Genomic DNA, 25,903 nt, shown 5'->3' on the forward strand with positions numbered 1-25,903 from the left:
ATAAATCCCGGAGCCACGTTACAGTAGCTTATCAGGGCTCTGGCGAGCCATTCGATTGGTGACCAACTCATCGTTGGCTTTTTGTTCGTGCCTGGCCTGACGGCGATGCTCTTCCAGCAAGCGGCGTGAAGCCAGTGTATCGTAAGAAGAGAGCCGACGCTGCTCCTGCTGCCAGTGTTGCTGACTTTGCTGTACCCGTTTCTGTTGTGCTGCCAGGGCTTGACGTGCTCGGCTCAGTGCCGCGTCAAGAGAGGCTAGAAACTGTTGGTAATTGTACATGGTGGCCGGGTCGATGCCCTCCCTCATCGCCTGTTGCAGACGCTCGGCATACTCCACACGATAACGGCTCAGTGACGCCAGCTGCGCCTCCGTTTGCTGTTCCGTCTGGCGCTCTTGGGCCAGCAGCTTGCCTGCCTGATCGCGGGCATCGCGAGCCAGGCCGGTCAGCATGTCGATCTGATGGTTACTCATTTAGCCTCCCACCACCGCGTGCAGCGCTTGACGCGACTCTGAAAGCGTTGCGCACTCATCTATGTTCTGTTGTAAAAAACGTTCCAGGCTTGGGAAGCGGTTGACCGCTTCGTCCAGCTTGGGGTCATGCCCTGGGCTGTAGGCGCCTACGCTGATCAAGTCGCGATTGCGTTGATAGCGTGAGAAAATTTGCTTGAAGGTGCGCGCTTCCTGCTGTTGCTCGGGCGTAACGATCGCTGTCATGGCGCGGCTGATGGATGCTTCGATATCGATCGCGGGATAATGGCCTGCTTCAGCCAAGGTGCGCGATAAAACGATATGGCCATCCAGAATGGCGCGGGCAGAATCGGCAATGGGATCCTGCTGGTCGTCGCCTTCCGTCAGTACGGTATAGAAAGCAGTAATGGAGCCGCCTCCGCGCTCTGCATTGCCTGCGCGCTCAACCAGTCCCGGGAGCTTGGCAAAGACGGACGGCGGATACCCCTTGGTGGCAGGAGGTTCACCAATGGCCAGCGCGATTTCGCGTTGGGCCATGGCGTAGCGGGTGAGCGAATCCATGATCAACAGCACATTGCGGCCCGCATCGCGGAAGCTTTCGGCGATGCGGGTGGCGTAGGCAGCGCCTTGCAGGCGTTGCAGCGGGGAGGTATCCGCAGGCGCAGCGACGACGACCGCACGCCGACGGCCCTCGGGGCCCAATATGTTGTCAATGAAGTCCTGTACTTCGCGGCCACGCTCGCCAATCAGGCCGACCACGATCACGTCGGCCTCGGTATAGCGTGCCATCATGCCCAGCAAGACGGATTTGCCCACCCCCGAGCCCGCAAATAGCCCCATGCGCTGCCCCCTGCCGACACTCAACAGCGCGTTGATGGCGCGAATGCCTACGTCGATTTGTGCTTCAATGGGGGCTCTTGAAAGTGGGTTCAAAGGCCTGGAGCTGAGCGTCGTGCGCGGAGCTTCTTCGATATTCTCTCGGTCATCGAGGGGATTGCCATTGCCATCGAGCACCCGCCCAAGCAACTGTTCTCCCATCGGAAAGCGTCGTGCGCTATGGCCGTTGCCATCGACCAGTGGGGTGACGCGCGCGCCAGGCATCAAGCCGGAAACTTCTTCAAGCGGCATCAGAAAGAGCTTGTCGCCTGAAAACCCGACGACTTCTGCTTCGGCAAATTTATCGCTGTCGTTCAAGCGTCCATCGACACCTGGCAATTCGATATGACAGGCGCTGCCCACGGCGACACGTAGCCCAACGACTTCGATGACCATGCCCGTGGCCCTGACGACTCTGCCGCTGGTGCGGTAGCGAGGCAAGCGGCTGACGCGCTGAGTGGTGCGTTGAAGGGCTTTGCGCCAGCGGTGCTGATGCGGGCAGGAGAGCGTGTTCATCGTATCAACCTGACGGTGGCGCGCTGTGGCGCTTGCGTAGCTGCGCTTGAGCGCTTTGCCAGCGACTTTCAAAGGTGGCGTCCAGCTCCCCTTGCGCACTGGTGACACGGCAGCCGCCACGGGCGAGCTGATCGTCAGGCTGCAGCACCCACTGGGCAGCTTCAAGTTCGCTACCCAGGTGCGTTTCAACGAGAGTGTGATCCGTGGGATTCAGCCACAGACGTTGCTTGCCCACCAAAGGGGGCTCGGTATGCAGAAGCTCGCGCACGACCTGAAGAATGTGCTCTGGGTGTTCATCGAGAGCATCGGCGGCCAGCTGCTTGCCGGTCGCCAGCGCCAGGTCGGCAAGGTCGTGAGCGATGGTGTCGTCCAGCCGTTCAAGCGCCTCGGAAAACTGCTTGGCCAAGGATGCCAGTGGCGCCAGCGTTTTCTGAAGCTGTACATCCAGCTCCTTTTCCGCCTGCGCGCGGCCTTCCTCCAGTCCTTTGGCCAGGCCCTCTTCATGACCACGTGCCAGGCCAGCCTGATACCCCTCTTCTTCGGCCGCTTCGCGAATCTGGTCATAAATTTTTTGACGCTCGTGTTCTTCTCGTGCGCGTGCTTCCGCCGCGGCTCGCTGAGCAGCCTCGACTTTGCGCTGGTGAGCGCTCGGCCCTTGCAGGCTATCGGCATCAGCGGCTGGTGAAGTGAGTAACTCCTCCATCTGCCAGCGTCGCCACTGGCCGTGACGGTCGAATTCAGGCGAATGAGTATCAGACATACTCATCATCTCCACCCGCTAGCACAATTTCACCTGAGTCTGCCAAGCGTCGCACGATCTGCAGGATGGCTTTTTGCTCGGTTTCCACCTGGGAAACACGGATGGGACCACGGGCCTCCATGTCTTCGCGCACCAGATCGGCAGCACGCTGCGACATGTTGCGCAGGAACTTGTCCACCAGTGCGTCCTGGGCGCCTTTGAGTGCCACCACCAGCGAGTTGGTTTCCACTTCCTGAAGCACCATCTGAATCGCACGATTGTCCAGGTCGAGCAGATTTTCGAACAGGAACATTTCGTCGATGATCTTCTGAGCCAGGTCCTCGCTGTGAGAACGCACTGTCTCGATCGCGACTTCTTCCTGGGCCGAGTTCATCAGGTTGAGTATCTCGGCAGCGGTCCTCACGCCACCCATCTTGCTGCGCTTGAGATTCTGGCCGTCCAACATGCTGGTGAGCACTTCGGTCAGCTCTTGCAGCGCGGCAGGCTGCACACCGCTGAACGTCGCGATCCGCAGTACCACATCATTGCGCAGTTTCTCTTCGAACAGCTCGAGGATGTCGGCCGCCTGATGGCGATCCAGGTGCACCAGAATCGTCGCGATGATCTGCGGGTGCTCGTCACGAATCAGCTCGGACACCATGGAGGCTTCCATGAGGTTGAGCGAATCGATACCAGAGTTTGCCCCAGTCGACTCAAGAATATCCTCGATCAGACTGGTGGCGCGTTCACTGCCCAGTGCCTTGGTCAAGACGGAGCGGATATGCTCGCTGGAGTTCAGGTTCAGCGCGACAAACTCTTCGGTTTCCCGATGGAACGCCTCCAGCACGGCCTTCATATCTTCATGCGACACTTGATGCAGTCGTGCCATCTCGGTGCTGATCTCCTGCACCTCGCCGGCGCTGAGAAACTTGAATACCTCGGCGGCGCTGTCTTCGTCCAGGGCCAGCAATAGAATGGCGCTTTTACGTGCTCCGCTCATCTCCGTGATGCTAGTCATTGGCATTCATCCAGCTGCGGATAATCATGGCCACCATGCGTGGGTCTTCCTGGGCCATTTCGCGCAGATCATTGAGATTGTGTTCATACAGTGATGTCTTGCGACGACGCTTGGGTTTGCCGCTGTAGGTATCATCCTCATCGGTGTCTCCCACGCTCTCTTCATCGTCATCTTCACTGCCGATGCTGGTGTTCAAGATGCCTCCAGGCATGGCAGCTGCCACCACGGGCGGTTGCGTGTAGCGCTTGATCAACGGGCGCAAAATCAGCCAGTAGAGCAGAAGGGCAACCAATGCTACCAAGAGGTAGCGGCCAAGGTTTGCCGCCATGGCAAGCGTGTCAGGTTGCTGCCACCAGACTGGCTCCAGGCGGCCATCGTCATCGCTGGCAAACGGCGTGTTGACAATTTCCACCTGATCGCCGCGCAGGTCAGAGAAGCCCATGGCTTGCTGCACGAGGCGCTCTAGCTGTGCCACTTCTTCTTCGCTGAGGGCGACTTGTTCGGCTTCTCCCTCTTCATTGATGACCGTACGGAAGTTCACGACCACGGCCGCTGTCAGGCGCTCGATCTGCCCCAGGCGATGCTGAATGTGCTCGATGCTGCGATCGACTTCGTAATTGACGACGTCTTCTTGGCGCAAGTTGCGTAAGGCGCCAGGTTCAGTTGTCGTATCCTCGGCGTTGTCATCGGGCTGGTTGATCGGAGAGGGCGCGACGCCTGGTGGCGTATTGCTCAGCGCGCCGGGAATGCCTGATGCCAAGGGGTCGTCGCCATCGTAGGACAGGCTCAGCTGGCGGCTACGAACGGCAGATTCGTTGGGCGTCTGGTTGGGGCGATAGCGCTCCGACGTCTCTTCGCGACGAGAAAAATCGATTTGCGCGGCGACCTGGGCGCGAACGTTGTCGCGTCCCACGATAGGTAGCAGGATGTTCTCGATACGCTGCTGGTATGACCGCTCGACTTCGGTGATGTAGGCAAGTTGGGTGCCGTCCAGATCATTGCCTTGTTGGGAGTTGGCGGTCAACAGACGACCGTTTTGATCCACCACGGTCACGTTCTCGGTGGAAAGCTCCGGAACGCTACTGGACACCATATGGACGATGGCGCTGACTTGGCCTTCGCCCAGGACCCGTCCAGGCAGCAGCGTCAATACGACGGAGGCCTTGGCGGGTTCACGGTCACGAACGAAAACGGATGGCTTGGCCATCGAAATATGAACACGGACACGCTCGACGGGGCCCAAGGATTCAATCGAGCGTGCCAGTTCGCCTTCCAGGCCGCGCTGAAAGTTGACCTGCTCCGCAAACTGGCTAATGCCGAAGGCCTGATTGTCCATCAGCTCAAGCCCTAGATTGCCGCCTCTGGGAAGCCCTTGCTCGGCCAGCTGGAGCCTGAGAGGGTGGACCTGTGCGCTGGGGACAAGCAAGGCTTGGCCCCCCTGGCTGAACTGATAGGGAACGCCACGGCTGTCCAGCTCGGCAATGATCCGTCCACCGTCTGCCTCGTTCAGGTTGCTGTAAAGCACGCGGTATTCTGGGCTGCTGGCCCACATGAAAAGTGCTGCCACCACCGCAATGGAGGCCGCTGCAGCCACCAGGACAACCACGAGCGGATTGCCGCGCAGTTGCTTCATGGTGCGCTCGAAGGTTGAGGGGGAGGCTGATTCGTTCGCCGCCACTCCGCTTTGCGAAGCGCTTGCTGTCGTGCTGTTTTGACGGCCTGCCGTAGCACCGGTTTCGCTCATGCATCCCTCCAACAGGGTTGGCAAAACGGGTGTCGGCCCAGGCGCATCACCAAAGAAGGCATAGGCTATTTCCGTCAATCGCGGTGATCCGCCAAGCAATAAGGGCGGAATTGTGATGAACGCCATTATGATGAGGTGCGTCCACCATAAATGAACGAAAAGCTTGGCTTTTCACGCGCATTTGTTCGTATGAGGGGGGCTGTGTCGGTGGTAGGCTCCTGCTAACACTTTAACCTCTGCGATATGAGGAGTTGGTATGAGTTCGCCCTCCATACAGTCTGCGTTACAGCAAATGCATAGTCTGGCCGCGCAAGCTGCCCAGCCAGTCCGTGGCGAGCAGGTCTCGACCGTCGTAGGGCAGGCGGGATTTGGCAGTGAGCTGCAGGCGTCTATCCAGAGAATCAATCGTTTACAGCAATCGGCCAATGCCAAGGCGATGGCCTTTCAAGCGGGAGAGCCGAATATTGAGCTCAACGATGTCATGGTGGATATGCAAAAAGCCAGTGTGGCCTTCCAGATGGGTATGCAAGTGCGTAATCGGCTGGTGACTGCTTACCGAGACGTCATGAACATGCAGGTGTAGGCGGCGTACGGAGAGTGATGCTTTGATGTCGCGACGTTAGAAAAGCGCCATCAGTAGTGGCGCTGCTTTGAATAGTGTTTTTGTCTAGCGGTTCTAGCGAGATCTACTATGTTGCGGGTCGGCCAGCGCAAAAGAGCGCTGGCGACGTCATACGTTCAAGGAAATCAGGTTGCCCTGTAGCTCTCCCAGTCGCTCTGCCATCGTAATGACCTCTTCGGCAGGAATCTGGCGAATGACATCGCCGGTTTCGCTGTCAATGACGCGGGTGATGATGCGCGAAGACTCCTCGCTGATATCGAACTCGAGTCCGCGTGGTCTCATCGTTTCATTGATGCGTTGTATCGGTTCCAGAAGGGCATCTCGCGTGGCGCTCAACGCCGATGGCGTGCGCTCCTCCGGTTGAGAGGGCGAGGCAACCTCAGGGGGGGTGCGTTGAGCGCGCTCCTGGGGTGCGGGAGTGTTGGTAATAGAGACCATCGGGTCGATTGGCAGTGGGCCCATAAACAACGTTCCTCTTTTAAAAGCCGTCTAAGGCTGGGTAACGTAAACTTAGAGGCCGATGCAGGTGTTGGCTAGCCTCCAACAATGTTATCGGCGAGATTTTCACAAACTTTATCTTTTCCAGTATAGACAAAAAGAAAAGTCTGATACGCAGCAATCGGCATGCGGAGCCATTGGGGCTTCTGTTATGCTCAGTTCCCTTATTTCAAGGGTGGGTTCACCTGACCACCACGGCTGTGAAAGCGAGGCACGCATGGCAGTCCAGCAAGATGAGTATGAACGTATTTCGAACCCATCCGCCATCAGTTCTCTGCTGAATACCATGATAGAAAGCGGTGGGGTGTCGCTTTGCCTTGATGCCCCTGAGGCGCGTCCCGAGCCCATTGTGTTGATGGAGCAGCACGAGGGTGAGACGCTCGTGATGGACTTGTCTTCCGTCGACTATCTGCTGTATCGCCTGGAGCAGGGCGAACGCTTCTTTCTGCGTGGGCAATCTCAGGGCAAGGTGATACGCACGCCTCTGCTCGTCCTGACGGAAACGCGTCGCTCTGGTGGGCGCTATTTATGCTGCAGCGACTACCCGGAGTCGGTAGACGTCCTCCAGCGCCGTGAGTCATACCGTGCTGAGCTGCGTATGGGCATGGTGGTGTCGGCGACCGTTTACGGCGATGGCGAAGAAGGGGCGCAGGGTGAGTTGCGAGACCTCTCCCAGGAAGGGTGTCAGCTGGAGCTGCCGTTGGCAGCGAGTGGCGTGCTGACCGAGACCTCGGAACCCATGCGTTTGGTGTTTGCCTTTCCGGATGGTACTCAGTTCGAAGTGCATGCCGTTGTTCGCCATCAAAAAACAGACGCAGAGCGCCACCTGCTGCGTGTGGGGTTCCGCTTTGCTGGCTGCACCTCCGAGCAAGAGCGACAGATCTGGTACTTCGTCTGTGAAATCGAGCGTGAGGCCTCGCGTTACAAGAAAGAGTCCCAGGATGAGCGTCAGCCCTCGCCGCTGTTCGAGCAGCCCGGCAAGCGCACACCTGACAGCGAGCATGTTGGCAGGCGGGACATTCGCCGATATGCCACCCCAACCGCCAGGCGTCTGGTCAAGGTGGCCGCCTATCTGGACGCTCAGCTGCTGATGCTGCAGCAAGGTCACGATGTCGACTCGCGACAGCTGTCTCGTAATGCCGACCGTATCCTGCAGCTTCATGAAGAGGATCGCGAGGCGCTCTTGTTCGCATCTCGGTGCCTCTCCATGGAGCCCTTGCTGGTGCGGCATGGGATCGCTGTGGCTATTCACTTGCTCGACCTGGTGGGTGGCAATATGCCCCGCGACGTGCGCAAGGCCATCGTTGCCAGTGGCCTGGTCCATGACCTCGGCAAAGCCCTGATCCCCCAGGTGGTTTTCAAAGCGCCCAATTTCGAGCCCAATCATCGTCACGTGTTGAGCGAGCATGTGTCGCTGTTGCTGGCTCGCTTGAATACTTGCCAGTGGTTGTCGGCCACGGTGGCGGAGGCGGTCATTGGTGGAATCAACGAGCGCCTCGATGGTAGCGGTTACCCGGATGGCTTGACGGGAGAGGACATTACCGAGCTGGCCAAGGCGAGCGCCGTGGTCGACGTGGTGGAGGCCATGAGACGGGATCGGCCGGATCGACCAGCACGCACTGCCCAGCAGATCTATCGGCATTTGCTGAGCCATCCCCATCAGTTCGATGCACGATGGATCAAGCGCTATATCGAGCATTTCAGGACGTTGCCCATTGGCTCGCTCGTGTTCTTTGCCAGTGAGCAGATGGGATGGATCGTGCGCCTGGATGACAACGGGGCGCCTTTTGAAGTGGTGTTGACCCAGCAGGCCGAACCGCCTGTGCGTGAGAGCCTGCTGAGCGTCGTGCGCGGAGATGTGTTGGAGCGGCTTGGTAAGCCGATGAGAGAAGTGGCGGTTTCTACTTGAGTTCTTTTGATCTGGATCATTCGTAGCGATCGCACGGCAAATAAAACCTGCGCTCATTAAAGTCCGCTGTTGCGGCGCCGATATATCAGATAGCGAGCAATTATGCCGAATCTCAATTATCCAGCAGTGTATAGCCACCTTTTGGCTACTGCCTTTACCTTTACAAGGAGAGCCCACTAATGACTTACACTCGCAGCGGTGCGGCCTACGGTCGAGGGGCAAGCGCTTACGCCCGCGTTGGCGTTGAAAGTGGCGTCATGTCGGCAGACCCTCATCAACTGATCGTCATGCTGTTCGATGGCGCGCAGGCGGCGATCCGTGCGGCGCGTATTCATATGCAGGCGGGCAATACCGTGGAGAAGGGCAAATCCATCTCCAAGGCGCTGGATATTGTCAATAACGGTTTGGCTGCGGCGCTGGATCAGGAGAAAGGGGGCGAAATTGCCGAGCAATTGGCATCGCTCTATGACTACATTGCCCGTTTGCTGCTGGCTGCCAATCTGCGTAACGATGAAGAGAGCCTCAATCAGGCGGATCGTCTGCTTGAGGACATTGCCTCTGCATGGCGTGAAATTGGTCAACGGCAAAGTGCGTGAGGCAACATGACAGCTTCCGAAACAGCAGCCCAGGGTAACTCCCAGCAAGCGCTCATCGATGCCTATGCAAGGCTGCTGGTGAGCGTGAATCACATGCATGAGCTTGCAGACAAAGAGCAGTGGGCCGAGCTGATAGAGCAACGCAGCAACTATGTAGTGTTGGTGGAAAAGTTGCGCGAACTGGACAGCCTGGTCTTGCTGGATGACGATGGCAAGCGTCGCAAGTCCGAACTGCTCGAGCATATCCTGGAGCATGACGTGGAAATTAGGCGTCGTCTCGTAGCCAGGCGAGACGAGCTGGGTAAATTGATCAGCGTGACCCAGCGTCAGCGAGACTTGCATCGCGCTTATGCTCCCCAGCAAGGTGGCAGTGACTTTGCTGCGGATATCGCCAAGGATGAGGGGGCCTCGTGAGTGGCATCACGCCACTCATTGATACGCTGTTACATCAGGTGCTGGGTCGCCAGGCTGAGGCCTCTTCTCTTCGCGCCTTGAACTCGCCAGTCCAGCCAGTTTCCCCGGGCGAGGGGCCAAGAGCCTTGCAGGGGGATGCCAGCCTCGATGGGCGGCCTCTCAATCCGCTGCTGGGCGACCTGCGGCGTTTGTCTGGCACGGCAGAAGGGCTTCGACAGCCTCCTGCCGGGAATGCCACGCCCAACGCCACGCCAAGTTCGACCCAAACGCATTTCAGTCCTGCGGCGCGCACCATTGCCGACGTGCTGCTACGGTTTCCTGCGCCTCCCGCCGTCATCAGGCCGGCTGCCCCGCTATTGTCACCTCAGGAGCCGCTGTCGACGACACAGGTGGCGAGCCGTCTGGAGGGCAGTATTCGTGATAGCGGGCTATTTTACGAATCTCACCTCAAGCGCTGGTTTCAGGGCGACATGCCTCGTCAACAGCTTCTGCGTGAGCCACAGATGCAGCCAGGGCCTCGTCCTGCGTCCCTGCCCATGTCGGCCATGATGCCTCTGGTTGCTACCGGGATCCCCACGGGTGCGTCGTCTCAGGGCAGCGCCATGACCATCTTGCCCAATCTTCCCCTGATACCCGTCAAAGGGGGCGATGCTTTGCTGGAGCGGCCTTTGCCTCTCCCCGTTGCGTCTTCGTCCTCGGGAGCGCCCTCGGCGCCTGCTGTCGTGACACCCAATCAGCCCTTCGCTCCCTTCATGGCCGAGCGTAGGGATGCTCCCGTCGTACAGCCAGCAGCGGTGGTTGCAGAACAGGACATGGCGACTCGGGGTGTGAGAGAAGTGGTGCATGACAGTCTGCAGGGCGTAGTGCGTCAACAGTTGGAAATGTTGGTCACGCCTACGCTACGTTGGGAAGGGGACGTATGGGCCGGCATTTTCATGGCGCTGGTGATCAATCTGCCAGGTCGTGACCCTCAGGATGAAAAAGCGCAGTCAGAAGATTCCCAGCCAGGGTGGCGTTCAGAAATGCAGCTCGATGTGCCTGGACTGGGCGCCTTCCGCATTGCGCTATGGCTGCACCATCAGGTGCTCAGTATCGATCTGACGGCTGATAACCCTGATACCTTCCAGCGGCTCGATAGTGAGCTGGATCGCCTGGAGCAGCGTTTGAGTGCGCTCGATTTCGCTAAAGTGCAGGTAAAAGCCCGCTATATTCCATCCGAGGAGGCTGTGGATGATGTCCAGTGAGCGTCGGCGACAGGCCGTTGCGCTGGCCTATAAAGAGGGTGAACAGGCGCCGCGAGTAGTGGCAAAAGGGTACGGTGAGCTGGCCGACAGGATCATGGCCGAAGCCCAGCGCCAGGGCATCTATGTCCATGATGCACCCGAGCTCGTCGCGTTGCTCATGCAGTTGGAGCTGGATGCTGAAATACCCGCCAGCTTGTATCAAGTGGTGGCGGAGCTATTGGTATGGGTATTTGAATTGTCAGACGGTGAGCTGAATCAGCGTGAAAGGCGCAAGTAGCCAATGCAATCGTTGTATGCAACCATGATGCTAGGTAAAGGAAAAGTCATCAATGGCGCCAGTATAACGGTCACAACGGCGCGCCTGGGTCGTTCGATGGGACACTATGAGTCAAACAAGCTTTCTCGATGAAATACAAGAGATAAACCTCGCTTACCTTCTGCTTGCTCAGCGTCTGTTGAGCGAAGATCGGGAGGCAGCCATGTTTCGTCTCAAAATTGACGGTGAGCTGGCAGATCTGCTGGTCTCGCTGAATGCTTGGCAACTCACCAAGCTCGCGCGTAGCAACCAGTTGGTCTGTCGTTTCAGTCACTCCAGTGGTCAGCGTCTGCGCCAGATTCTGGACAATCCACGAGATCAAGGCTTGTCAGGGCTGCATGCGTCGCTGTTATCTGCCTGTGAGCCTCTTTCCTCGCTGTCGTCAGGAGAGTCGAAGTGAGTCAAAAGAGCCTTGTGGATGAAATGCATCAGGTGCAATTGGCTATTGAGCTGATTGAGCTGGGTGCGCGTCTGCAGGTATTGGAGACGGAAACGGAGTTGAGTCGCACCCGACTGATCAAGCTCTATAAAGAAGTGCGCGGAATGTCTCCGCCTAAAGGCATGCTGCCTTTTTCGGCCGACTGGTTCGTGACTTGGCTGCCTAACGTGCATTCGTCACTGTTTTACAACATTTATCTCGGCTTGCTCGAGGGGGCGGAGTGTGAGCGTATCGACGCTTTCGTCAAAGCGTATCGGCTGTACGAGGAGCAGGTCTCGCTAGAGGGGGCAGAGTCGGTGCTGGGGCTGACGAGAGCGTGGACCTTGGTGCGCTTTTTTGAAAGCGACCTGCTGCAGCTGACCACGTGTACGCGCTGTGAGGGCCACTTCGTGGCACATGCCCATAGTCCGATTCATGATTATGTCTGCGGTATCTGTCAGCCCCCCTCTCGGGCAGGCAAGACGCGTAAGTCCGCGCGTTGAACGTATAAAATTGTCAAACCTCTGGCGGCAGACCATAAAAGCAATAAACTGCGCTTTAACGCATAGATAGCGGCAAAAGTCGTTGATGCTTTCTCATTAAACCGTGCTGTCACCTGGGTATGATAGATATAAGCTTCACCCTAGATGGGGCCGTTTGCGACTGTCGGTAAGGCATTGTGTGCGGCGCTGTTGATAAACCACTCATATCGCAAGGAAACTGCTTGTGCTGATTCTCCTAGGTTATGTCGTCGTCTTGTTCTGCGTCTTTGGCGGCTATGTGATGGCTGGTGGTAGCCTGGGGCCGCTCTATCAGCCCCTGGAGCTGCTGATCATCGGTGGCGCTGGCGTTGGGGCTTTCCTGGCTGCCAACAATGGCAAGGCGATCAAGGCCACGTTCAAGATCCTGCCCCGGCTCAAGCGAACCAAGAAGTACAACAAGGCGCTGTACATGGATCTCATGGCCTTGCAGTACAAGATTCTTTCCAAGGTTCGCCGAGAGGGAATGCTCGGGATCGAGCGCGATATAGACAATCCCAAGGAGAGCCCGCTATTTCAAGAGCATCCCGACGTTCTGGCCGACTCTCATATCATGGACTTCCTGACGGATTACCTGCGCTTGATGGTCAGCGGCGGTATGGAGCCCATGGAAATCGACGAGCTGATGCTCCACGAAATAGAAGTTTTCGAGCAAGAGGCTCACATTCCTATCGACGCGATTGCCAAAGTGGGGGATGCCATGCCCGCCTTCGGTATCGTGGCGGCGGTCATGGGGGTTATCAAAGCCTTGACCTATGCGGACGCTACGGCAGAACAGATGGGGCAGATGATCGCCATGGCGTTGGTGGGTACCTTCCTCGGTATTTTGATGGGCTATGGCTTCATCAGCCCGATTGCCAGCTATGCCGACCGCCAAGCCAAGGAAGCCGAAAAAATGCTTCAGTGCATTCGCGTGACGCTGCTGGCCAGCTTGCACGGCTATGCCCCGCAGTTGGCGGTCGAGTTTGGGCGCAAGGCGCTGCACAGTACTGAACGCCCTAGCTTCTCTGAGCTGGAGGAGTACGTACGCGATGCCAAAAAGGGCGGTAATGCATGAGTAAGGGGGGGGATAAGCGCCCGATCGTCATCCGGCGCAAAAAGGTGGTCCATGCCCACCATGGGGGGGCATGGAAAATCGCGCTGGCAGATTTCATGACGGCATTGATGGCGCTGTTCCTCGTCATGTGGATTCTCAGCGTTTCCAGTGAAGAGACCCGCAGGGGAGTGGCCGAGTATTTCAGCACGCCGCTGGTCACGGCGATTACCGGTGGTGATCGTTCGGGGAGCACTCGTGTTATACCGGGCGGTGGGCCGGATCCCACCCATAGTGATGGTGAGCGTGCGCGGATCGACGTCTTGCAGCAAACGCGGCCCAGTGCACAAGAGCGTCGTTTCTTTGAAGATTTGCAAACGCGTATAGAGCGGGCAATCGAGCGTGATCCCGATCTGCGTGAGTATCGTAACCAGATGCGCTTCGACCTGACGCGTGAAGGCCTGCGTATTCAGTTGCTGGATACCGAGCAGCGGCCCATGTTCGCGCTGGGCAGCGATCAGGTAGCGCCTTACATGCGCAGCCTGCTGCGCACCATGGCTCCGTTGCTGAATGACCTGCCGAATGACCTGAGCATCAGCGGTCATACGGACAGCGTTCCATATGCAGGCGGATATCGCGGTTACAGCAACTGGGAACTCTCCAACGATCGAGCCAATGCATCGCGTCGTGAGCTGGTGGCGGGAGGGCTTGATCCAGGTCAACTGCTGCGCGTATCGGGCTTTGCAGACCGAGTGCTGCTCGCGGACACTACGCCGACGGATCCCATCAATCGACGTATCGAGCTTGTGGTGCTGCTGCCAGAAATTGCCGAGGCCATACGTAATCCCGGCATTCTTGCCCCCAGCACATCGCAGCCAGTAGAGAGCGTTCCAGAAGAGCTTTTGCAACAAAACATACCGCAAGCCAGCGACAGCCCATGAGCCTGGCTTGCCACATAATGATGACGTTCAAGTGGAGCGGTGCATGGACATAGCGGATTTTTTTGACACCTTCTTTGAAGAAGCCGAGGAGCTGCTGGCGGATATGGAGCAGCACTTGTTGGAACTGGATGTCGATAATCCGGATGGCGAGCAGCTGAACGCTATTTTCCGCGCGGCCCACTCCATCAAAGGTGGGGCGGGGACCTTTGGCTTCAGCGTGTTGCAAAAAACCACGCATATCTTCGAAAACCTGCTGGATCATGCGCGCAAGGGAGAGCTAGCACTGCGCGCTGACCTCGTCGATACCTTCCTGGAGGCCAAAGACATCATGCATGAGCAACTCAATGCCTACCGCAATGAGGAAGAGCCGAATCAGGAAGCCTACGAGCGGATATGCGAGACGCTCCAGCAGATCGCTTTGGAAGAGATTGGCAAGTCTCTGGATGCGCCAGCCGCACCCAAGGTAGAAGAAGCGCCTGTCAAAGCGGCCAGCGCGTCTTCCACCCGTGAGCCAGACAGCGGTCAGGAAGGGGAGCACCGACTCAAGGTGGCGCTGCTCAATGTGAGCGAAAAAGATCGTCTGCTGCTGGTAGAAGAGTTGGAGCAGTTGGGCGATGTCGAGTCACAGTCGGGTGATGAGAAGCGCTACGAAGTCATCCTGTCGGGAGGCGTCAGCGCCGACGACATCGAGGCCGTGATGTGCTTTATCATCGAGTCGGATCAGATCGACATCACGGCATTGGCTGCCAGTGCTCCTGCGGCTGCCGATGAACCGCCGTAACTATTCAGCACCGGTTGGCTGAGTCGGGGCTTCTTGCTGCATGAAGGCTGGCACATCACCCGCAAACAGTTGCTCCAGTGCGGTATGCGCCGCCACCCCTTGCTTGACGGCGGTCGAGAGGAAGCTACGCATGCGGCAGAAGATCTCAGCACCCTCCCAGGAGCGGAAACAGCCCGAGATTTTCTGCTGGACCTTGGTCATTCGCAGATCGCGTTCCCCCTGGTTGTTGGTGAAGGGAGCGGCAGGGTCGTCGAGGAAGCGCAACACGTCGTCCTCGTACGCCTGGAGGCGTTCCAGGAGGTTGCGCGACTTGGTGCGCTTGGCCCGGCCTCGCGTTCCAGGTGGCGGTTTCACCGGCGGGGGGCACTCGGCGTCCCCTTTCGCCAGGCAATCTCGATAGCGCTGCCGCCAGGCTCGGGTCTCATCGGCCGAGAGGCAGCCGTCGGCCACCTCCACGGCGCGATGCATCTCCAACAACAGGTCATGCAAGGCCTTGGCCCATGCCTGGCCATCGTTCTCCCAGGCCGCTGTCAGCTCCCGAAGGTGGTGCGCATTACACAGCGCGTGCCGGCAATCCGGATAGCGGTAGTAGGGCTTCCAGTGATCATGCACCAGCACGCCACGCACGAAGGGCAATACGCCGATGGCGTCCATCGCTTCCTGGCCGCGCTTGGGGTGCGGGGCCAACCAGGTCAGGGCCTCGTTGGAGGCGCTGTGTAGCCAGTAGCGTTTGCCACCGACCTGCATTCCGGTTTCATCGGCATGGACGGTGTCTGCTTCACGTAGCGCCGGGATCACCCACTCGGCGAACGCCTCGGCCCGCTGGTAGGCCTCCTGGTTGAAGGCGAACAGGGTGCCGGTGCTCAGCGACAGGCCGCACTGCGAGGTGAGCAACTCGCGGATACGCGCATAGGGCAACAGCTGATACTGGGAGAGATAGACGACATGCGCCTTGAGGCGAGGGCCATACTGGATGGGGCGAGTCACGCCCTCGGGGAATGGCGCCACGTAGCGTTGCCCCTGATCATCTTCGAGGACCTCAGCCTGATATTCGGTGACCACGGCCTGGATTACGATGTCCTGCACTTGGCGCGTTTCGACGCCGACCGGGCGGTAAGAACGCCCCTTGGGGAGTTGCCGACGATCGACACGGAGCTTGACCACCTCGTCGGGGTCCGTCACCGGCGCCAACGTCTTACCCTCATGCCCTGGCTGTCCGCCGGGGCGCCGCTCGCCTTTGGCGCGCGAGCGGCGCTGGCGATTGGGATCCTGGGACGGTGGCTTGCTGCTGTTGCGGCTACTGGTGGCCAGGCGATCGGCCATGAGCTTGACCAGCAACATCAGCACATCGATGGCCGCACGCAGCGACGGAGAGACCGTCTGGTCTTCCTTGAGCTGCTGTCGGACCCGCTCCAGAGCCTCGTCGACGTTGATATCGCTGATGGTCATGTCACCGCATAGATATGCCGAAGGATTAGGCACACTATACCAGAAAAATCAGGTGGTTGGCGATATCCCATCCGCAGCCACCTGAATAGTTATGAACCGCCAGCATCTGTGGCCAAGCCCGCTCAGCAGGACAGCGCTACCGTCACCAAGGCGCCTATGCCCGCCAAGCCAGCGGCTGCCAAGGCAGCGACCAAGAAACCTGCCGATCAGGCGCCCAAAAAGGCAGCTGCCGAAACCTCGTCGATCCGCGTGTCGGTCGACAAGGTGGATCAGATCATCAACCTCGTGGGCGAGCTGATCATCACTCAATCGATGCTCGATCAGACGGTGAGCGACCTCGAAGGCCAATCGGTCAGCAACAGCTCCCTGCAAAATGGCATGAGCCTGCTGCAGCGTAATGCCCGTGACCTCCAGGAAGCCGTCATGTCGATCCGCATGATTCCCATGGAGTTCGTATTCAGCCGCTTCCCAAGAGTTGTGCGTGATACGGCCAGCAAGCTGGGCAAAGAGATCGAGCTGATCACCGAAGGCAAGTCCACCGAGCTGGACAAGAGCCTGGTAGAACGCATCACCGACCCGCTGACACACCTGGTACGCAACAGCCTGGATCATGGCGTGGAAATGCCGGAAGTGCGTGAGTCCCTGGGCAAGCCGCGTGTGGGCAAGTTGGTGCTCTCGGCACGCCACCAGGGCGGCAACATTCTGATCGAAGTCCGCGATGACGGGGCCGGCATGGACCGTGATCGGCTGTTGGCCAAGGCGCGTGAAAATGGCCTCAACGTGTCCGACACGATGTCCGATGAAGAGGTGTTTCAGCTCATCTTCGCCCCCGGCTTCTCCACCGCCAAGGAAGTAACCGATGTCTCTGGGCGTGGGGTTGGCATGGACGTGGTGAAGCGTAACATCCAGGGGATGGGCGGGCGTGTCGAAATCCAGTCGAAAAAAGGCGAGGGTACCAATACCCGCATCGTGTTGCCGCTGACGCTCGCCATCCTGGATGGCATGTCCATCAAAGTGGGCAACGAGACGTTCATCCTGCCGTTGTCTACCGTGCTGGAGTCGCTACAGCCTGCCAAAGGGGATATGTACGCCATGGCGGGAGATGACGTGGTACTCAAGGTGCGCGACGAGTATCTGCCGGTCATCGCCATTCATGAAGTACTGGATGTCGAAAATGCCATTACCGACCCCACCCAAAGCATTGCGGTCATCGTGCAAGGGGAGGGGCGTCGCTATGCCATGCTGGTAGACGAACTGATCGGTCAGCAGCAGGTCGTCGTCAAGAATCTTGAAGACAATTATCGCAAAGTGCCGGGCGTATCGGCCGCTACCATCCTGGGGGACGGTAGCGTTGCGCTGATTCTCGATATTACCGGCTTGCACCGTTTGAGCCGGGTGAAAAAAGAAGCAAGGAAAACCGCTAATCAACCCCATCTCTCTTATTACAAAGAGGCTGAGCCGTCATGAGTCATTCATCCAACGAAGCAGTGTTAGCCGCTGCCGAAGCAGAAAACCGCGAATTCCTGGTGTTTTCCCTCGGGGATGAAGAGTACGCCATCGATATCCTGAAGGTTCAGGAGATTCGTGGTTATGAAAACGTCACCCGCATCGCGAATGCGCCTGATTTCATCAAGGGTGTCACGAATCTGCGTGGGGTGATCGTGCCGATCGTGGACCTGCGCATCAAGTTCCACCTCGAGAATGTCGAGTACGGTGGTCAAACAGTCGTGATCGTGGTCAATGTTGCCGATCGTATTGTTGGTATTGTGGTAGACGGTGTTTCCGATGTGATGACGCTCGTGCCTGATCAGATCAAACCCGCACCTGAGTTCGGTGTCACGCTCTCCTCCGACTTCCTGAGCGGCCTGGGCAGCCTGGATGACCGTATGTTGGTGCTGGTCGATATCGATAAGCTGTTGTCCAGTGAAGAGATGGCGCTGGTGGACAGCACGAGTCATCACTGATACCTGCCATGGGCACAAGGAACGTGCCCAGTCTGATCCACTTAATCCGCCTTGGTGCTAAGGACAGCGCTAGTCAGTACGGTTGCGTTTGGAGTAATGCGTGTGACACAGCTAGTGCGTCAACTGATGAGTAACATGACGGTGCGTCTTAGTTGGGGGCTGGTGCTGGCCACCTTTTCACTCCTGGTAGTGATTGCCTGTGGTATCGGCCTTTACGCGCTTCACCATGGCGCCACGCTGGTGCAGGCTACGGCAGATGCCCAAGCCCAGCAGCAGGCATTCACTGCTTTTGCCGAGCGCATCCGTTGGGCGCTGATCGCTATCGTGCTGATGACCATCGTCACTGTCGTGATCGTGGTATGGGGCGTCACGGTCAACGTGTTGCGCCCGCTGGATCGGTTGGTGGGTTATTTCGAACGCATGGCTCAGGGTGATCTGAACCAGCAGATCAGCTCGCCCGGCAAAAGTGAAATTGGCAAGCTCTACAGTGCCATGGCGCACATGCAGGCTGCGCTTTCGGATACGGTGGGGATCGTTCGGCGCAGTGGAACCACGATCTTCGAACGCTCCCAGCACATTGCCAACGGCAATAACGACCTCTCGTCGCGCACGGAACAGCAGGCTTCTTCGCTCGAAGAGACCGCCTCCAGCATGGAACAGCTCGCCTCTACCGTCAGCCATAATGCCGATAACGCTCGCCAGGCGAGCCAGTTGGCGGGCGATGCGACCCTGACCGCTCGGCGCAGCGGTGAAGAAGTAGGGCAAATCGTCGAGACCATGCAGGATATCAGTGCCAGCTCTCACCAAGTGGCGGATATCATTACCGTTATCGATAACATTGCTTTCCAGACCAATATTCTTGCGTTGAATGCATCGGTAGAGGCGGCCCGTGCGGGTGAACACGGCAAGGGGTTTGCCGTCGTGGCTCAGGAGGTGCGTAGCCTGGCCAGCCGCAGTGCCAACGCAGCCAAAGAGATCCGTACGCTGATCGATACGTCCCTGGGCAAGGTGGATGCGGGTACCCAGCGCGTCAACCAGACTGGGCAGACCATGCAAGACCTGGTCACTGCCGTACAGCGGGTCAGTGACATCATGGATGACATTGCGGCGGCTTCCGAAGAGCAAAGCAACGGCATCGGGCAAGTGAACCAGGCGGTTGCCCAGATGGATCAAGTCGTTCAGCAAAATGCTCAGCTGGTGCAGCAAGCCGCCCGCAGTGCCAATGAATTGGAAAGCGAGGCAGCCCGTCTGCGTGAAGCGGTGGAGCGCTTTCGTGTGGCAGGAGGGGCGGTAGCCGTCCCTTCCGCCCCTACGCATTCCCCACCGATGAAACGGCCTGCTACCCCGCCGCCAACGCTGACCCAAAAAGCGTCAGAAGACGAGTGGGAAACGTTTTAAGTACCGATAACGCCCTGAACCAGCGCCAAGCGCCTAAAATTAACAATAAGGCAGTAAGATGCGTAACAACCAGCCAGTCACTCAACGCGAAGTCGAGTTGAGCCAGGACGACTTCCTCGTTTCTCGCACCGATCTCAAGGGGTGTATCACCTACGCCAATCCGGCTTTTATCGCGATCAGTGGCTATCGCCATGAAGAGTTGATAGGTGCTCCTCACAACCTGATTCGCCACCCCGACATGCCCGCGGCCGCCTTCGAGAATCTGTGGAGTACGCTGAAACGTGGCGATACTTGGCGGGGGCTGGTCAAGAACCGCTGCAAGAGTGGCGACCATTATTGGGTCGATGCCAGCGTCACGCCGATCGTGGAAAACGATCAGGTGGTGGGTTACACCTCCGTGCGTGTGCAGGCGACGCGCGAAGCCATTCAGCAAGCGGAGCAGCACTACAGCGATATTCGTGAAGGGCGCAACAAGCGCCTGTATCTGGATAAAGGGCGCGTTCGCCAGCGTGGGCTCGTTGTTAGGATCCGGCGTATGCGACTGGATACCATTCGCGCCAAACTGGTGGGAATGGTGTTCATTGCGGCGCTGTTACTCGTGGCCAGTGGTGGTCTGGGCCTTTATGGCTTGAACATTGCCGGTGAGCGTTTGGACCAGCTGAATAACGACGGCCTGCGTGATGTCATTCGGCTGCAGCAAATCGATCAAACCATCGCTCAAACACGCCAGTCGATGATCGAGCCTGAACGTATGGAGCTTATCAGCCAGCGTTTCGACATGGGAGATGCCGTGGCGGAGAGTGCTGGCGAAGTGGCAGATGTGTGGCAAGCTTATTACAGCCGCGACGTGAACGCCACGCCGCTGGCCAGCCAGTTCGATGAGCAGCTGCAGGCCTTCCTGGAGAACGGCATGCGACAGGCGGTCAATGTGCTGCAAGCGGAAGAGACCTACCAGGCATTTACCGGCCTGGACGCCGTGATCCGTGTCATGAACGAGGATGGCCGGGCGCTCTCTTCCCTGGTCAATGAGCTGATTGCCCAAAATCAGGCAACCGCGGAAGTGATGGCCTCCGAGGCCGAGCGGGGACAAACCGTCATGCTGAGCGCTCAGGTCGGTGTGCTAGCCACCGGCTTGGCGCTGCTGATCGTGATCAGCCTGCTGACGCTGCGCTCCATTACACGACCGCTGAAGCAAGCCTCGCGGTTTACCTTGCAGATTGCCGGCGGCAATCTTGCCGCCAGAGTACCGCCCAGACGGCGTGATGAAATAGGCCAGCTCATGGATGCCCTCGACACCATGCGCAAGAGCTTGAGCAGCATCATTGGCGAGGTCAAGACAGGCATCGATGTCGTCACGCCAGCGGCCAAGGATATTGCCAGCGGTAACGAGGCGCTTTCATCACGCACGGAGCAGCAGGCGGCATCGCTGCAACAGACGGCGTCCAGCATGGAGGAAATGACCACTACCGTTCGTCAAAACAGTGATAACGCTCAAGAAGCACGGCGTCTGGCCGATAATAATGCAACAAGGGTGTCACAAACGGGTGAGTTGATGACGCAGTTGGTCGATAACATGCAGCGAATCACGCAAAGTTCGCAGAAGATGACCGACATCATCAACGTCATTGACTCCATTGCCTTCCAGACCAACATTCTGGCCCTCAACGCGTCAGTCGAAGCCGCACGAGCGGGAGAGCATGGGCGTGGGTTTGCCGTCGTGGCCGAAGAGGTACGTAAGCTGGCGGGACGTAGTTCCGATGCTGCTCAGGAAATTCGCAGCCTGATTGATGACTCGAGTCAGCAAGTGGGCGAAGGGGCGGGTCTGGTTGAAAGGGCCGAAGTCGCGATCAGCGAAGTGGCTGAGGCTGCCCGTAGCGTCACGCAAATCATGCACGATATCTCAGCAGCGTCTCAAGAGCAGAGCAGTGGTATTGCCGAGGTCAATCAGGCGGTGGCCGAAATGGACCAGGCGACGCAGCAGAATGCACTGCGTGTTCAGGAAACGGCGCAAGCGGCGCTGGCGCTGGAGCAGCAGGCAGAGCTTCTTGCGTTATCGGTCGAGGCCTTTCGCTTGTCAGGCCATCGTCAGGTGCCGCCGCAACGTGAGCAGCCGCAGGCAGCCGCGCTGCCGAAGGTGACTGCGCAACCTCGCAGCGCCACACCGCCTGTGCCGGTCAAGAAACGACCAATGGCTTCTGTAGAGGAGTGGGAAACATTTTGACAGACCAACGCGAACGGGGAGTCGACGCTGGACAGTGGGCAACCAGCGGACAGATGGAACGTGATCTGGTGCTCACCGATGCGGATTTTACGCGTATTCGTGAACTGATTTATCAGCGTGCAGGCATCGTGCTGGCAGAGCACAAACGCGAAATGGTGTATAGCCGCTTGGCCAAGCGGCTGCGGCACCATGGCATGACGCGTTTTACCGACTACCTTTCGCGGCTGGAGCGGCAACCCGATGCCAAGGAGTGGGAGGCGTTCACCAATGCGCTGACCACCAACCTCACGGCTTTTTTCCGAGAGTCGCACCACTTTCCGCTGCTGGCAGAGCATATCAAGCACAAGCAGGAGCCGGTCACTATCTGGTGCTCAGCAGCATCGACGGGGGAAGAACCCTACTCGATTGCGATGACGCTGCTGGAGAGCCTGGGAGCCCGCGCGTCACAGGCCAAAGTGATTGCCACCGATATCGACACCGATGCCTTGGCCAAAGCGCGCCGCGGTATTTATCCCCAGGAGCAGGTACGCAAGCTGGATGAAGCACGCGTGAAGCGATTTTTCCAGAAAGGCACGGGTAACCACATCGGGCTGGCGCGGGTACGGCCAGAAGTGTCTGCGCTGGTAGAGTTCATGCCGCTCAACCTGCTGGCGCCACAGTGGCCTGTCAAAGGCCCCTTTGATGCCATTTTTTGTCGTAATGTCATGATTTATTTCGATAAAGATACACAAGCGAAAATACTCAAGCGGTTTGCACCACTGATGAAGCCTGATGGCCTGCTCTTTGCTGGACACTCGGAAAACTTCTCTTACATCAGTGATGCTTTCAAGCTTCGTGGACAAACCGTCTACACCCTTGCCAATCGATGATCGTTGTGTGTGACGCTGCTGATGAGGCCACGGCCCACAGGAGTAATGCCGAAATGGCGACTGTTAAAGGAGGCGTGCTTTGAGCGCAGCCAAGATCAGAGTGTTGTGCGTCGATGACTCGGCGCTGATTCGTGACCTGTTGACCGAAATCATCAACTCGCAGCCTGATATGGAAGTGGTCGCGGTGGCTCCCGACCCCATTGCGGCCCGTGACCTTATCAAACAGCACAATCCGGATGTCTTGACGCTGGATGTCGAGATGCCGCGCATGGACGGCCTGGATTTTCTCGAGCGGCTGATGCGTTTGCGCCCCATGCCGGTGCTGATGGTTTCCTCATTGACGCAAAGCGGTTCCGAGATCACCTTGCGGGCACTGGAGCTGGGCGCGTTGGACTTCGTGGCCAAGCCGAGCCTGGGCATTCGTAGTGGCATGATGGAGTACGCCAACGAAATCGCTGAAAAATTGCGCGCGGCGGCACGCTCTCGGCCGCGCCAGGCGCGTAACAAGAACACCCCCCCTCCCAGCCAGCTCAAGGCGCCGATGATCTCCAGTGAAAAACTGATCATCATTGGCGCGTCGACGGGGGGCACCGAAGCGATTCGCGCCGTGCTGGAGCCGTTGCCAGCCAACGCGCCTGCGATTCTGATCACTCAGCACATGCCCGGCGGTTTCACCCGCTCGTTTGCCGAGCGGTTGGACAGGCTGTGTCGCATCACTGTCAAGGAAGCCACCGATGGTGAGCGCGTACTGCCAGGCCATGCCTATATCGCCCCTGGTGACCAGCATCTGGAGTTGGTACGCAGTGGCGCCAACTATGTGGCGCGGCTCAATGATGGCCCGCCGGTGAACCGTCATCGTCCGTCGGTCGATGTCTTGTTCCACTCCGCAGCCAAGCATGCAGGGAAAAACGCGGTCGGCGTGATTCTGACCGGCATGGGCAAGGACGGAGCTGCCGGGCTTCTGGAAATGCGTCAGGCCGGTGCCCCGACCATTGCCCAGAACGAAGAGACCTGCGTGGTGTTCGGCATGCCTCGGGAGGCCATTGCCGTGGGCGGCGCAGTGGAAGTACTGCCGCTGGACGACATTCCATCGAAAATGATGGCGCTGGTGGCCGCCTCCGGACGCGCTCAGCGCGTGTAGGGCCCCAGAAACAAGACACACGAACAAGGGAATTCATAACAATGACACGTTTGTTGCGCAATCTTAGTATTCATCTTGCCGTTATTTTTGCGTTGGTTTGCTTTGTGGCGTTGATTCTGCTGATCGCCGGTTTGAGCATTGCCTCGGACCGCAGTGCACAGAGCAATTTGGCCACGCTGGATCGTATCGGCAACCAGCAGCTCAATGAGCTGAACCGTGCGGACTCGCTGCTCAACCAGGCCATGCTGGCGCTGGAAACCGCTTCGAACCTGCTGATGGTGGGACAGACCCGTCAATCCAATGAGCAGGTGGATATCGCTGCCAACCGTCTGGAGCGTGCCGAGCGTCGTTATACGAACTTCATGGCCGCACCGCGCTCGCCAGAGGCTGAGTTGCTAGGGGGCGCAGTGGATGAAAGCTTCATGCGGGTATTGGCGTTGGTCAAGGAGCAGCATGCCAGCTTCGACACCATGGACATCTCTACCTTCAACCACCTGCGCGGCGAGTTGATCGAGCCCTTGGACGAGTTGGCTGCCAATACCACGGCGTTTATCGAATATGCTTTTGGCCGCGTGGGCGCCGTACGTGAAGACGCTCAGGCGCAAGGTAATCTCTTTACCACGATCAGTATCGCTGCTGTTGGACTCGCGCTGCTGGTCACACTGGCCATCTACCTTGGCCTGCGCCGTACGGTGATCAGGCCGCTGAGCGATGCCGCTGCGCGCCTTGGACGCATTGCCGAAGCCGATTTAACCCAGCCGCTCCCCCAGGCGGGTAAGAACGAGATAGGTCGACTGTTCGCTGCCATGGCCACCATGCAGCAAAACTTGAGTGCCACCGTGTCGAGGGTGCGTGAGGGCAGTCAGGCAATCCATCACGGCACTCGAGAAATTGCCAGCGGCAACGCAGACCTGTCCTCCCGCACCGAGCAGCAGGCCGCCTCCATCGAGCAAACTGCGGCCAGCATGGAACAGATGACGGCCACCGTGAAGCAGAATGCCGACAATGCCCGCCAGGCAAGCACGTTGGCAGCAGATGCATCCACTACCGCCGAGCAGGGAGGGCAGGTCGTTGAGCAGGTGGTGCAAACCATGCACGGTATTTCGACCAGCTCCCAGAAAGTGGCTGACATTACCAGCGTGATCGACTCGATTGCTTTCCAGACCAACATATTGGCGTTGAACGCTTCCGTGGAAGCTGCGCGGGCGGGCGAGCAGGGCCGTGGTTTCGCGGTGGTCGCTGGCGAAGTACGTAATCTGGCCAGCCGCAGTGCGGACGCCGCCAAGGAGATCAAGTCCCTCATCGAGGCCTCGGTCAGCCAGATTCAGCAAGGCTCCTCGCTGGTCGAGCAGGCAGGGCAGACCATGACGGAAGTAGTCACGGCAGTGCGGCGTGTCACGGATATCATGGATGAGATATCGGCGGCCTCGCAAGAGCAGAGTGATGGCATCGAGCAGGTCAGTCAGGCCGTTGGCCAGATGGATCAAGTGACCCAGCAAAATGCCGCGCTTGTACAGCAGGCGTCCGCTGCAGCGGCCTCGCTGGAAGAGCAAGCCAATCGTTTGGAAGAGGCTGTGGCGGTCTTCCAAGTGCTCAATGCTCGGGCGGAGCACACCGCGCCAGCGGTAACGTCAGCGCTGCCCAAGGCCGCTGCCAGCCCTGCGCCCGCTCGTCGCGTTGCCACTCAGCAGCACCACGATGAGTGGGAAGAGTTTTAACCCTGACTGAAATACCAGTCCCCTGTAAATATTGTGATGTGAGAGGATGACCAATGGCCGATAAGAACATGAGCTTCCTGGTGGTAGACGATTTCCCCACGATGCGTCGTATCGTACGTAGCCTGCTGAAAGAGCTGGGCTTTACCAACGTGGACGAAGCGGAAGATGGCCAGGACGCGCTCAACAAGCTGCGTGCAGGCAATTTCGAGTTCGTGGTGTCCGACTGGAACATGCCCAACCTCGATGGCCTGGAGATGCTCAAAGAGATCCGTCAGGATGAAGCGTTGAAAGACCTGCCGGTACTGATGGTGACGGCCGAAGCCAAAAAAGAGAACATCATCGCTGCCGCTCAAGCGGGTGCCAATGGTTACGTCGTCAAGCCGTTTACTGCGGCCACTCTGGAAGAGAAGCTGAATAAAATCTTCGAGAAGATGGGTAAATGACGCAGCCGGGCTTTGGTGCTCGGTCAAC

At 58.3% G+C, this 25,903-nt stretch carries 24 protein-coding genes and 2 pseudogenes; 19 read left to right on the plus strand and 7 right to left on the minus strand.

Features of this window, described 5'->3' with window-relative positions:
- Positions 1-18 precede the first annotated feature (18 nt).
- Genes fliJ through fliF form a run of 5 tightly spaced genes read right to left on the minus strand, consistent with a single transcriptional unit; the run spans position 19 to position 5,361 of the window.
- Positions 19-471: a flagellar export protein FliJ gene (fliJ, locus tag RVM26_RS16495; RefSeq protein ID WP_096921684.1), complete on the minus strand. Its 453-nt coding sequence runs from the start codon at positions 469-471 to the stop codon at positions 19-21.
- A complete protein-coding gene (gene fliI / locus RVM26_RS16500) occupies positions 472-1,860 on the minus strand; it encodes a FliI/YscN family ATPase (RefSeq protein ID WP_498939728.1) in 1,389 nt (462 codons plus the stop codon).
- Positions 1,861-1,864: 4 nt separating this feature from the next.
- Entirely contained in the window at positions 1,865-2,620 is a 756-nt protein-coding gene (locus RVM26_RS16505) for a flagellar assembly protein FliH (RefSeq protein WP_498939730.1), read from the minus strand.
- Positions 2,613-3,617: a flagellar motor switch protein FliG gene (gene fliG, locus RVM26_RS16510; protein ID WP_498939732.1), complete on the minus strand. Its 1,005-nt coding sequence runs from the start codon at positions 3,615-3,617 to the stop codon at positions 2,613-2,615. Before fliG ends, RVM26_RS16505 begins: the two co-directional genes overlap by 8 nt.
- On the minus strand, positions 3,610-5,361 hold the full coding sequence (fliF, locus tag RVM26_RS16515) for a flagellar M-ring protein FliF (protein ID WP_498939734.1): 1,752 nt from the start codon (positions 5,359-5,361) through the stop codon (positions 3,610-3,612). The genes fliG and fliF overlap by 8 nt, the downstream gene beginning before the upstream one ends.
- A gap of 256 nt (positions 5,362-5,617) precedes the next feature.
- Here fliF and fliE point away from each other — a divergent pair, with 256 nt between their 5' ends.
- Positions 5,618-5,944: a flagellar hook-basal body complex protein FliE gene (fliE, locus tag RVM26_RS16520; RefSeq protein ID WP_287807837.1), complete on the plus strand. Its 327-nt coding sequence runs from the start codon at positions 5,618-5,620 to the stop codon at positions 5,942-5,944.
- 147 nt (positions 5,945-6,091) lie between these two features.
- Here the strand turns inward: fliE and RVM26_RS16525 are convergent, their stop codons facing one another.
- A complete protein-coding gene (locus tag RVM26_RS16525) occupies positions 6,092-6,445 on the minus strand; it encodes a flagellar protein FlaG (RefSeq protein ID WP_498939736.1) in 354 nt (117 codons plus the stop codon).
- A 253-nt stretch (positions 6,446-6,698) separates the two neighbouring features.
- Between RVM26_RS16525 and RVM26_RS16530 the strand changes: the two genes are divergently transcribed.
- The 10 genes and pseudogenes from RVM26_RS16530 to RVM26_RS16575 all read left to right on the plus strand — a co-directional run.
- Positions 6,699-8,390 carry an HD domain-containing phosphohydrolase gene (locus tag RVM26_RS16530; protein ID WP_287807851.1) on the plus strand — a complete coding sequence of 564 codons (1,692 nt, stop codon included), beginning with the start codon at positions 6,699-6,701 and terminating at the stop codon, positions 8,388-8,390.
- Between the two features lie 179 nt (positions 8,391-8,569).
- Positions 8,570-8,986 (plus strand): flagellar export chaperone FliS, encoded by a 417-nt coding sequence (gene fliS / locus RVM26_RS16535; RefSeq protein ID WP_039180829.1) that lies wholly within the window; start codon positions 8,570-8,572, stop codon positions 8,984-8,986.
- A 6-nt stretch (positions 8,987-8,992) separates the two neighbouring features.
- Positions 8,993-9,400, plus strand: a complete 408-nt coding sequence (gene fliT / locus RVM26_RS16540; protein ID WP_498939739.1) for a flagellar protein FliT — start codon at positions 8,993-8,995, stop codon at positions 9,398-9,400.
- Positions 9,397-10,644, plus strand: coding sequence for a flagellar hook-length control protein FliK (gene fliK / locus RVM26_RS16545; protein ID WP_498939741.1), 1,248 nt, complete (start codon positions 9,397-9,399; stop codon positions 10,642-10,644). The genes fliT and fliK overlap by 4 nt, the downstream gene beginning before the upstream one ends.
- The gene (locus RVM26_RS16550) at positions 10,631-10,921 is read left to right on the plus strand and encodes an EscU/YscU/HrcU family type III secretion system export apparatus switch protein (RefSeq protein ID WP_144984092.1); all 291 of its coding nucleotides are present in this window, start codon (positions 10,631-10,633) and stop codon (positions 10,919-10,921) included. The genes fliK and RVM26_RS16550 overlap by 14 nt, the downstream gene beginning before the upstream one ends.
- 106 nt (positions 10,922-11,027) lie before the next feature.
- Complete coding sequence (flhD, locus tag RVM26_RS16555) at positions 11,028-11,360, plus strand: flagellar transcriptional regulator FlhD (protein WP_039180823.1); 333 nt, start codon at positions 11,028-11,030, stop codon at positions 11,358-11,360.
- On the plus strand, positions 11,357-11,881 hold the full coding sequence (flhC, locus tag RVM26_RS16560; RefSeq protein ID WP_096921677.1) for a flagellar transcriptional regulator FlhC: 525 nt from the start codon (positions 11,357-11,359) through the stop codon (positions 11,879-11,881). The genes flhD and flhC overlap by 4 nt, the downstream gene beginning before the upstream one ends.
- A 223-nt stretch (positions 11,882-12,104) precedes the next feature.
- Positions 12,105-12,974 (plus strand): flagellar motor stator protein MotA, encoded by an 870-nt coding sequence (motA, locus tag RVM26_RS16565; protein ID WP_189462945.1) that lies wholly within the window; start codon positions 12,105-12,107, stop codon positions 12,972-12,974.
- On the plus strand, positions 12,971-13,891 hold the full coding sequence (motB, locus tag RVM26_RS16570; protein WP_498939744.1) for a flagellar motor protein MotB: 921 nt from the start codon (positions 12,971-12,973) through the stop codon (positions 13,889-13,891). Before motA ends, motB begins: the two co-directional genes overlap by 4 nt.
- 43 nt (positions 13,892-13,934) lie before the next feature.
- Positions 13,935-14,669, plus strand: a pseudogene (locus RVM26_RS16575) (Hpt domain-containing protein); the annotation flags it as partial.
- Between the two features lie 3 nt (positions 14,670-14,672).
- Here the strand turns inward: RVM26_RS16575 and tnpC are convergent.
- A complete protein-coding gene (gene tnpC, locus RVM26_RS16580) occupies positions 14,673-16,121 on the minus strand; it encodes an IS66 family transposase (RefSeq protein WP_498938507.1) in 1,449 nt (482 codons plus the stop codon).
- Positions 16,122-16,232: 111 nt separating this feature from the next.
- Between tnpC and RVM26_RS16585 the strand changes: the two are divergent.
- From RVM26_RS16585 to cheY, 8 genes and pseudogenes are all read left to right on the plus strand, one after another.
- A pseudogene (locus RVM26_RS16585) lies at positions 16,233-17,588 on the plus strand (chemotaxis protein CheW); the annotation flags it as partial.
- On the plus strand, positions 17,585-18,085 hold the full coding sequence (cheW, locus tag RVM26_RS16590) for a chemotaxis protein CheW (protein WP_144984104.1): 501 nt from the start codon (positions 17,585-17,587) through the stop codon (positions 18,083-18,085). The pseudogene RVM26_RS16585 and the gene cheW, both read left to right, overlap by 4 nt.
- A 126-nt stretch (positions 18,086-18,211) precedes the next feature.
- Positions 18,212-19,483: a methyl-accepting chemotaxis protein gene (locus tag RVM26_RS16595; RefSeq protein ID WP_498939746.1), complete on the plus strand. Its 1,272-nt coding sequence runs from the start codon at positions 18,212-18,214 to the stop codon at positions 19,481-19,483.
- A 58-nt stretch (positions 19,484-19,541) separates the two neighbouring features.
- On the plus strand, positions 19,542-21,704 hold the full coding sequence (locus RVM26_RS16600; RefSeq protein ID WP_287808186.1) for a methyl-accepting chemotaxis protein: 2,163 nt from the start codon (positions 19,542-19,544) through the stop codon (positions 21,702-21,704).
- On the plus strand, positions 21,701-22,573 hold the full coding sequence (locus tag RVM26_RS16605) for a CheR family methyltransferase (RefSeq protein WP_498939748.1): 873 nt from the start codon (positions 21,701-21,703) through the stop codon (positions 22,571-22,573). Before RVM26_RS16600 ends, RVM26_RS16605 begins: the two co-directional genes overlap by 4 nt.
- Before the next feature lie 79 nt (positions 22,574-22,652).
- Complete coding sequence (locus RVM26_RS16610) at positions 22,653-23,714, plus strand: protein-glutamate methylesterase/protein-glutamine glutaminase (RefSeq protein ID WP_498939751.1); 1,062 nt, start codon at positions 22,653-22,655, stop codon at positions 23,712-23,714.
- A gap of 41 nt (positions 23,715-23,755) precedes the next feature.
- The gene (locus RVM26_RS16615; protein WP_498939753.1) at positions 23,756-25,432 is read left to right on the plus strand and encodes a methyl-accepting chemotaxis protein; all 1,677 of its coding nucleotides are present in this window, start codon (positions 23,756-23,758) and stop codon (positions 25,430-25,432) included.
- Positions 25,433-25,485: 53 nt separating this feature from the next.
- Positions 25,486-25,875 carry a chemotaxis response regulator CheY gene (gene cheY, locus RVM26_RS16620; RefSeq protein ID WP_016915725.1) on the plus strand — a complete coding sequence of 130 codons (390 nt, stop codon included), beginning with the start codon at positions 25,486-25,488 and terminating at the stop codon, positions 25,873-25,875.
- The last annotated feature ends 28 nt before the right edge of the window (positions 25,876-25,903 follow it).

This window comes from Halomonas sp. KM072 (assembly GCF_050710315.1).
GTDB lineage: Bacteria > Pseudomonadota > Gammaproteobacteria > Pseudomonadales > Halomonadaceae > Vreelandella > Vreelandella hamiltonii.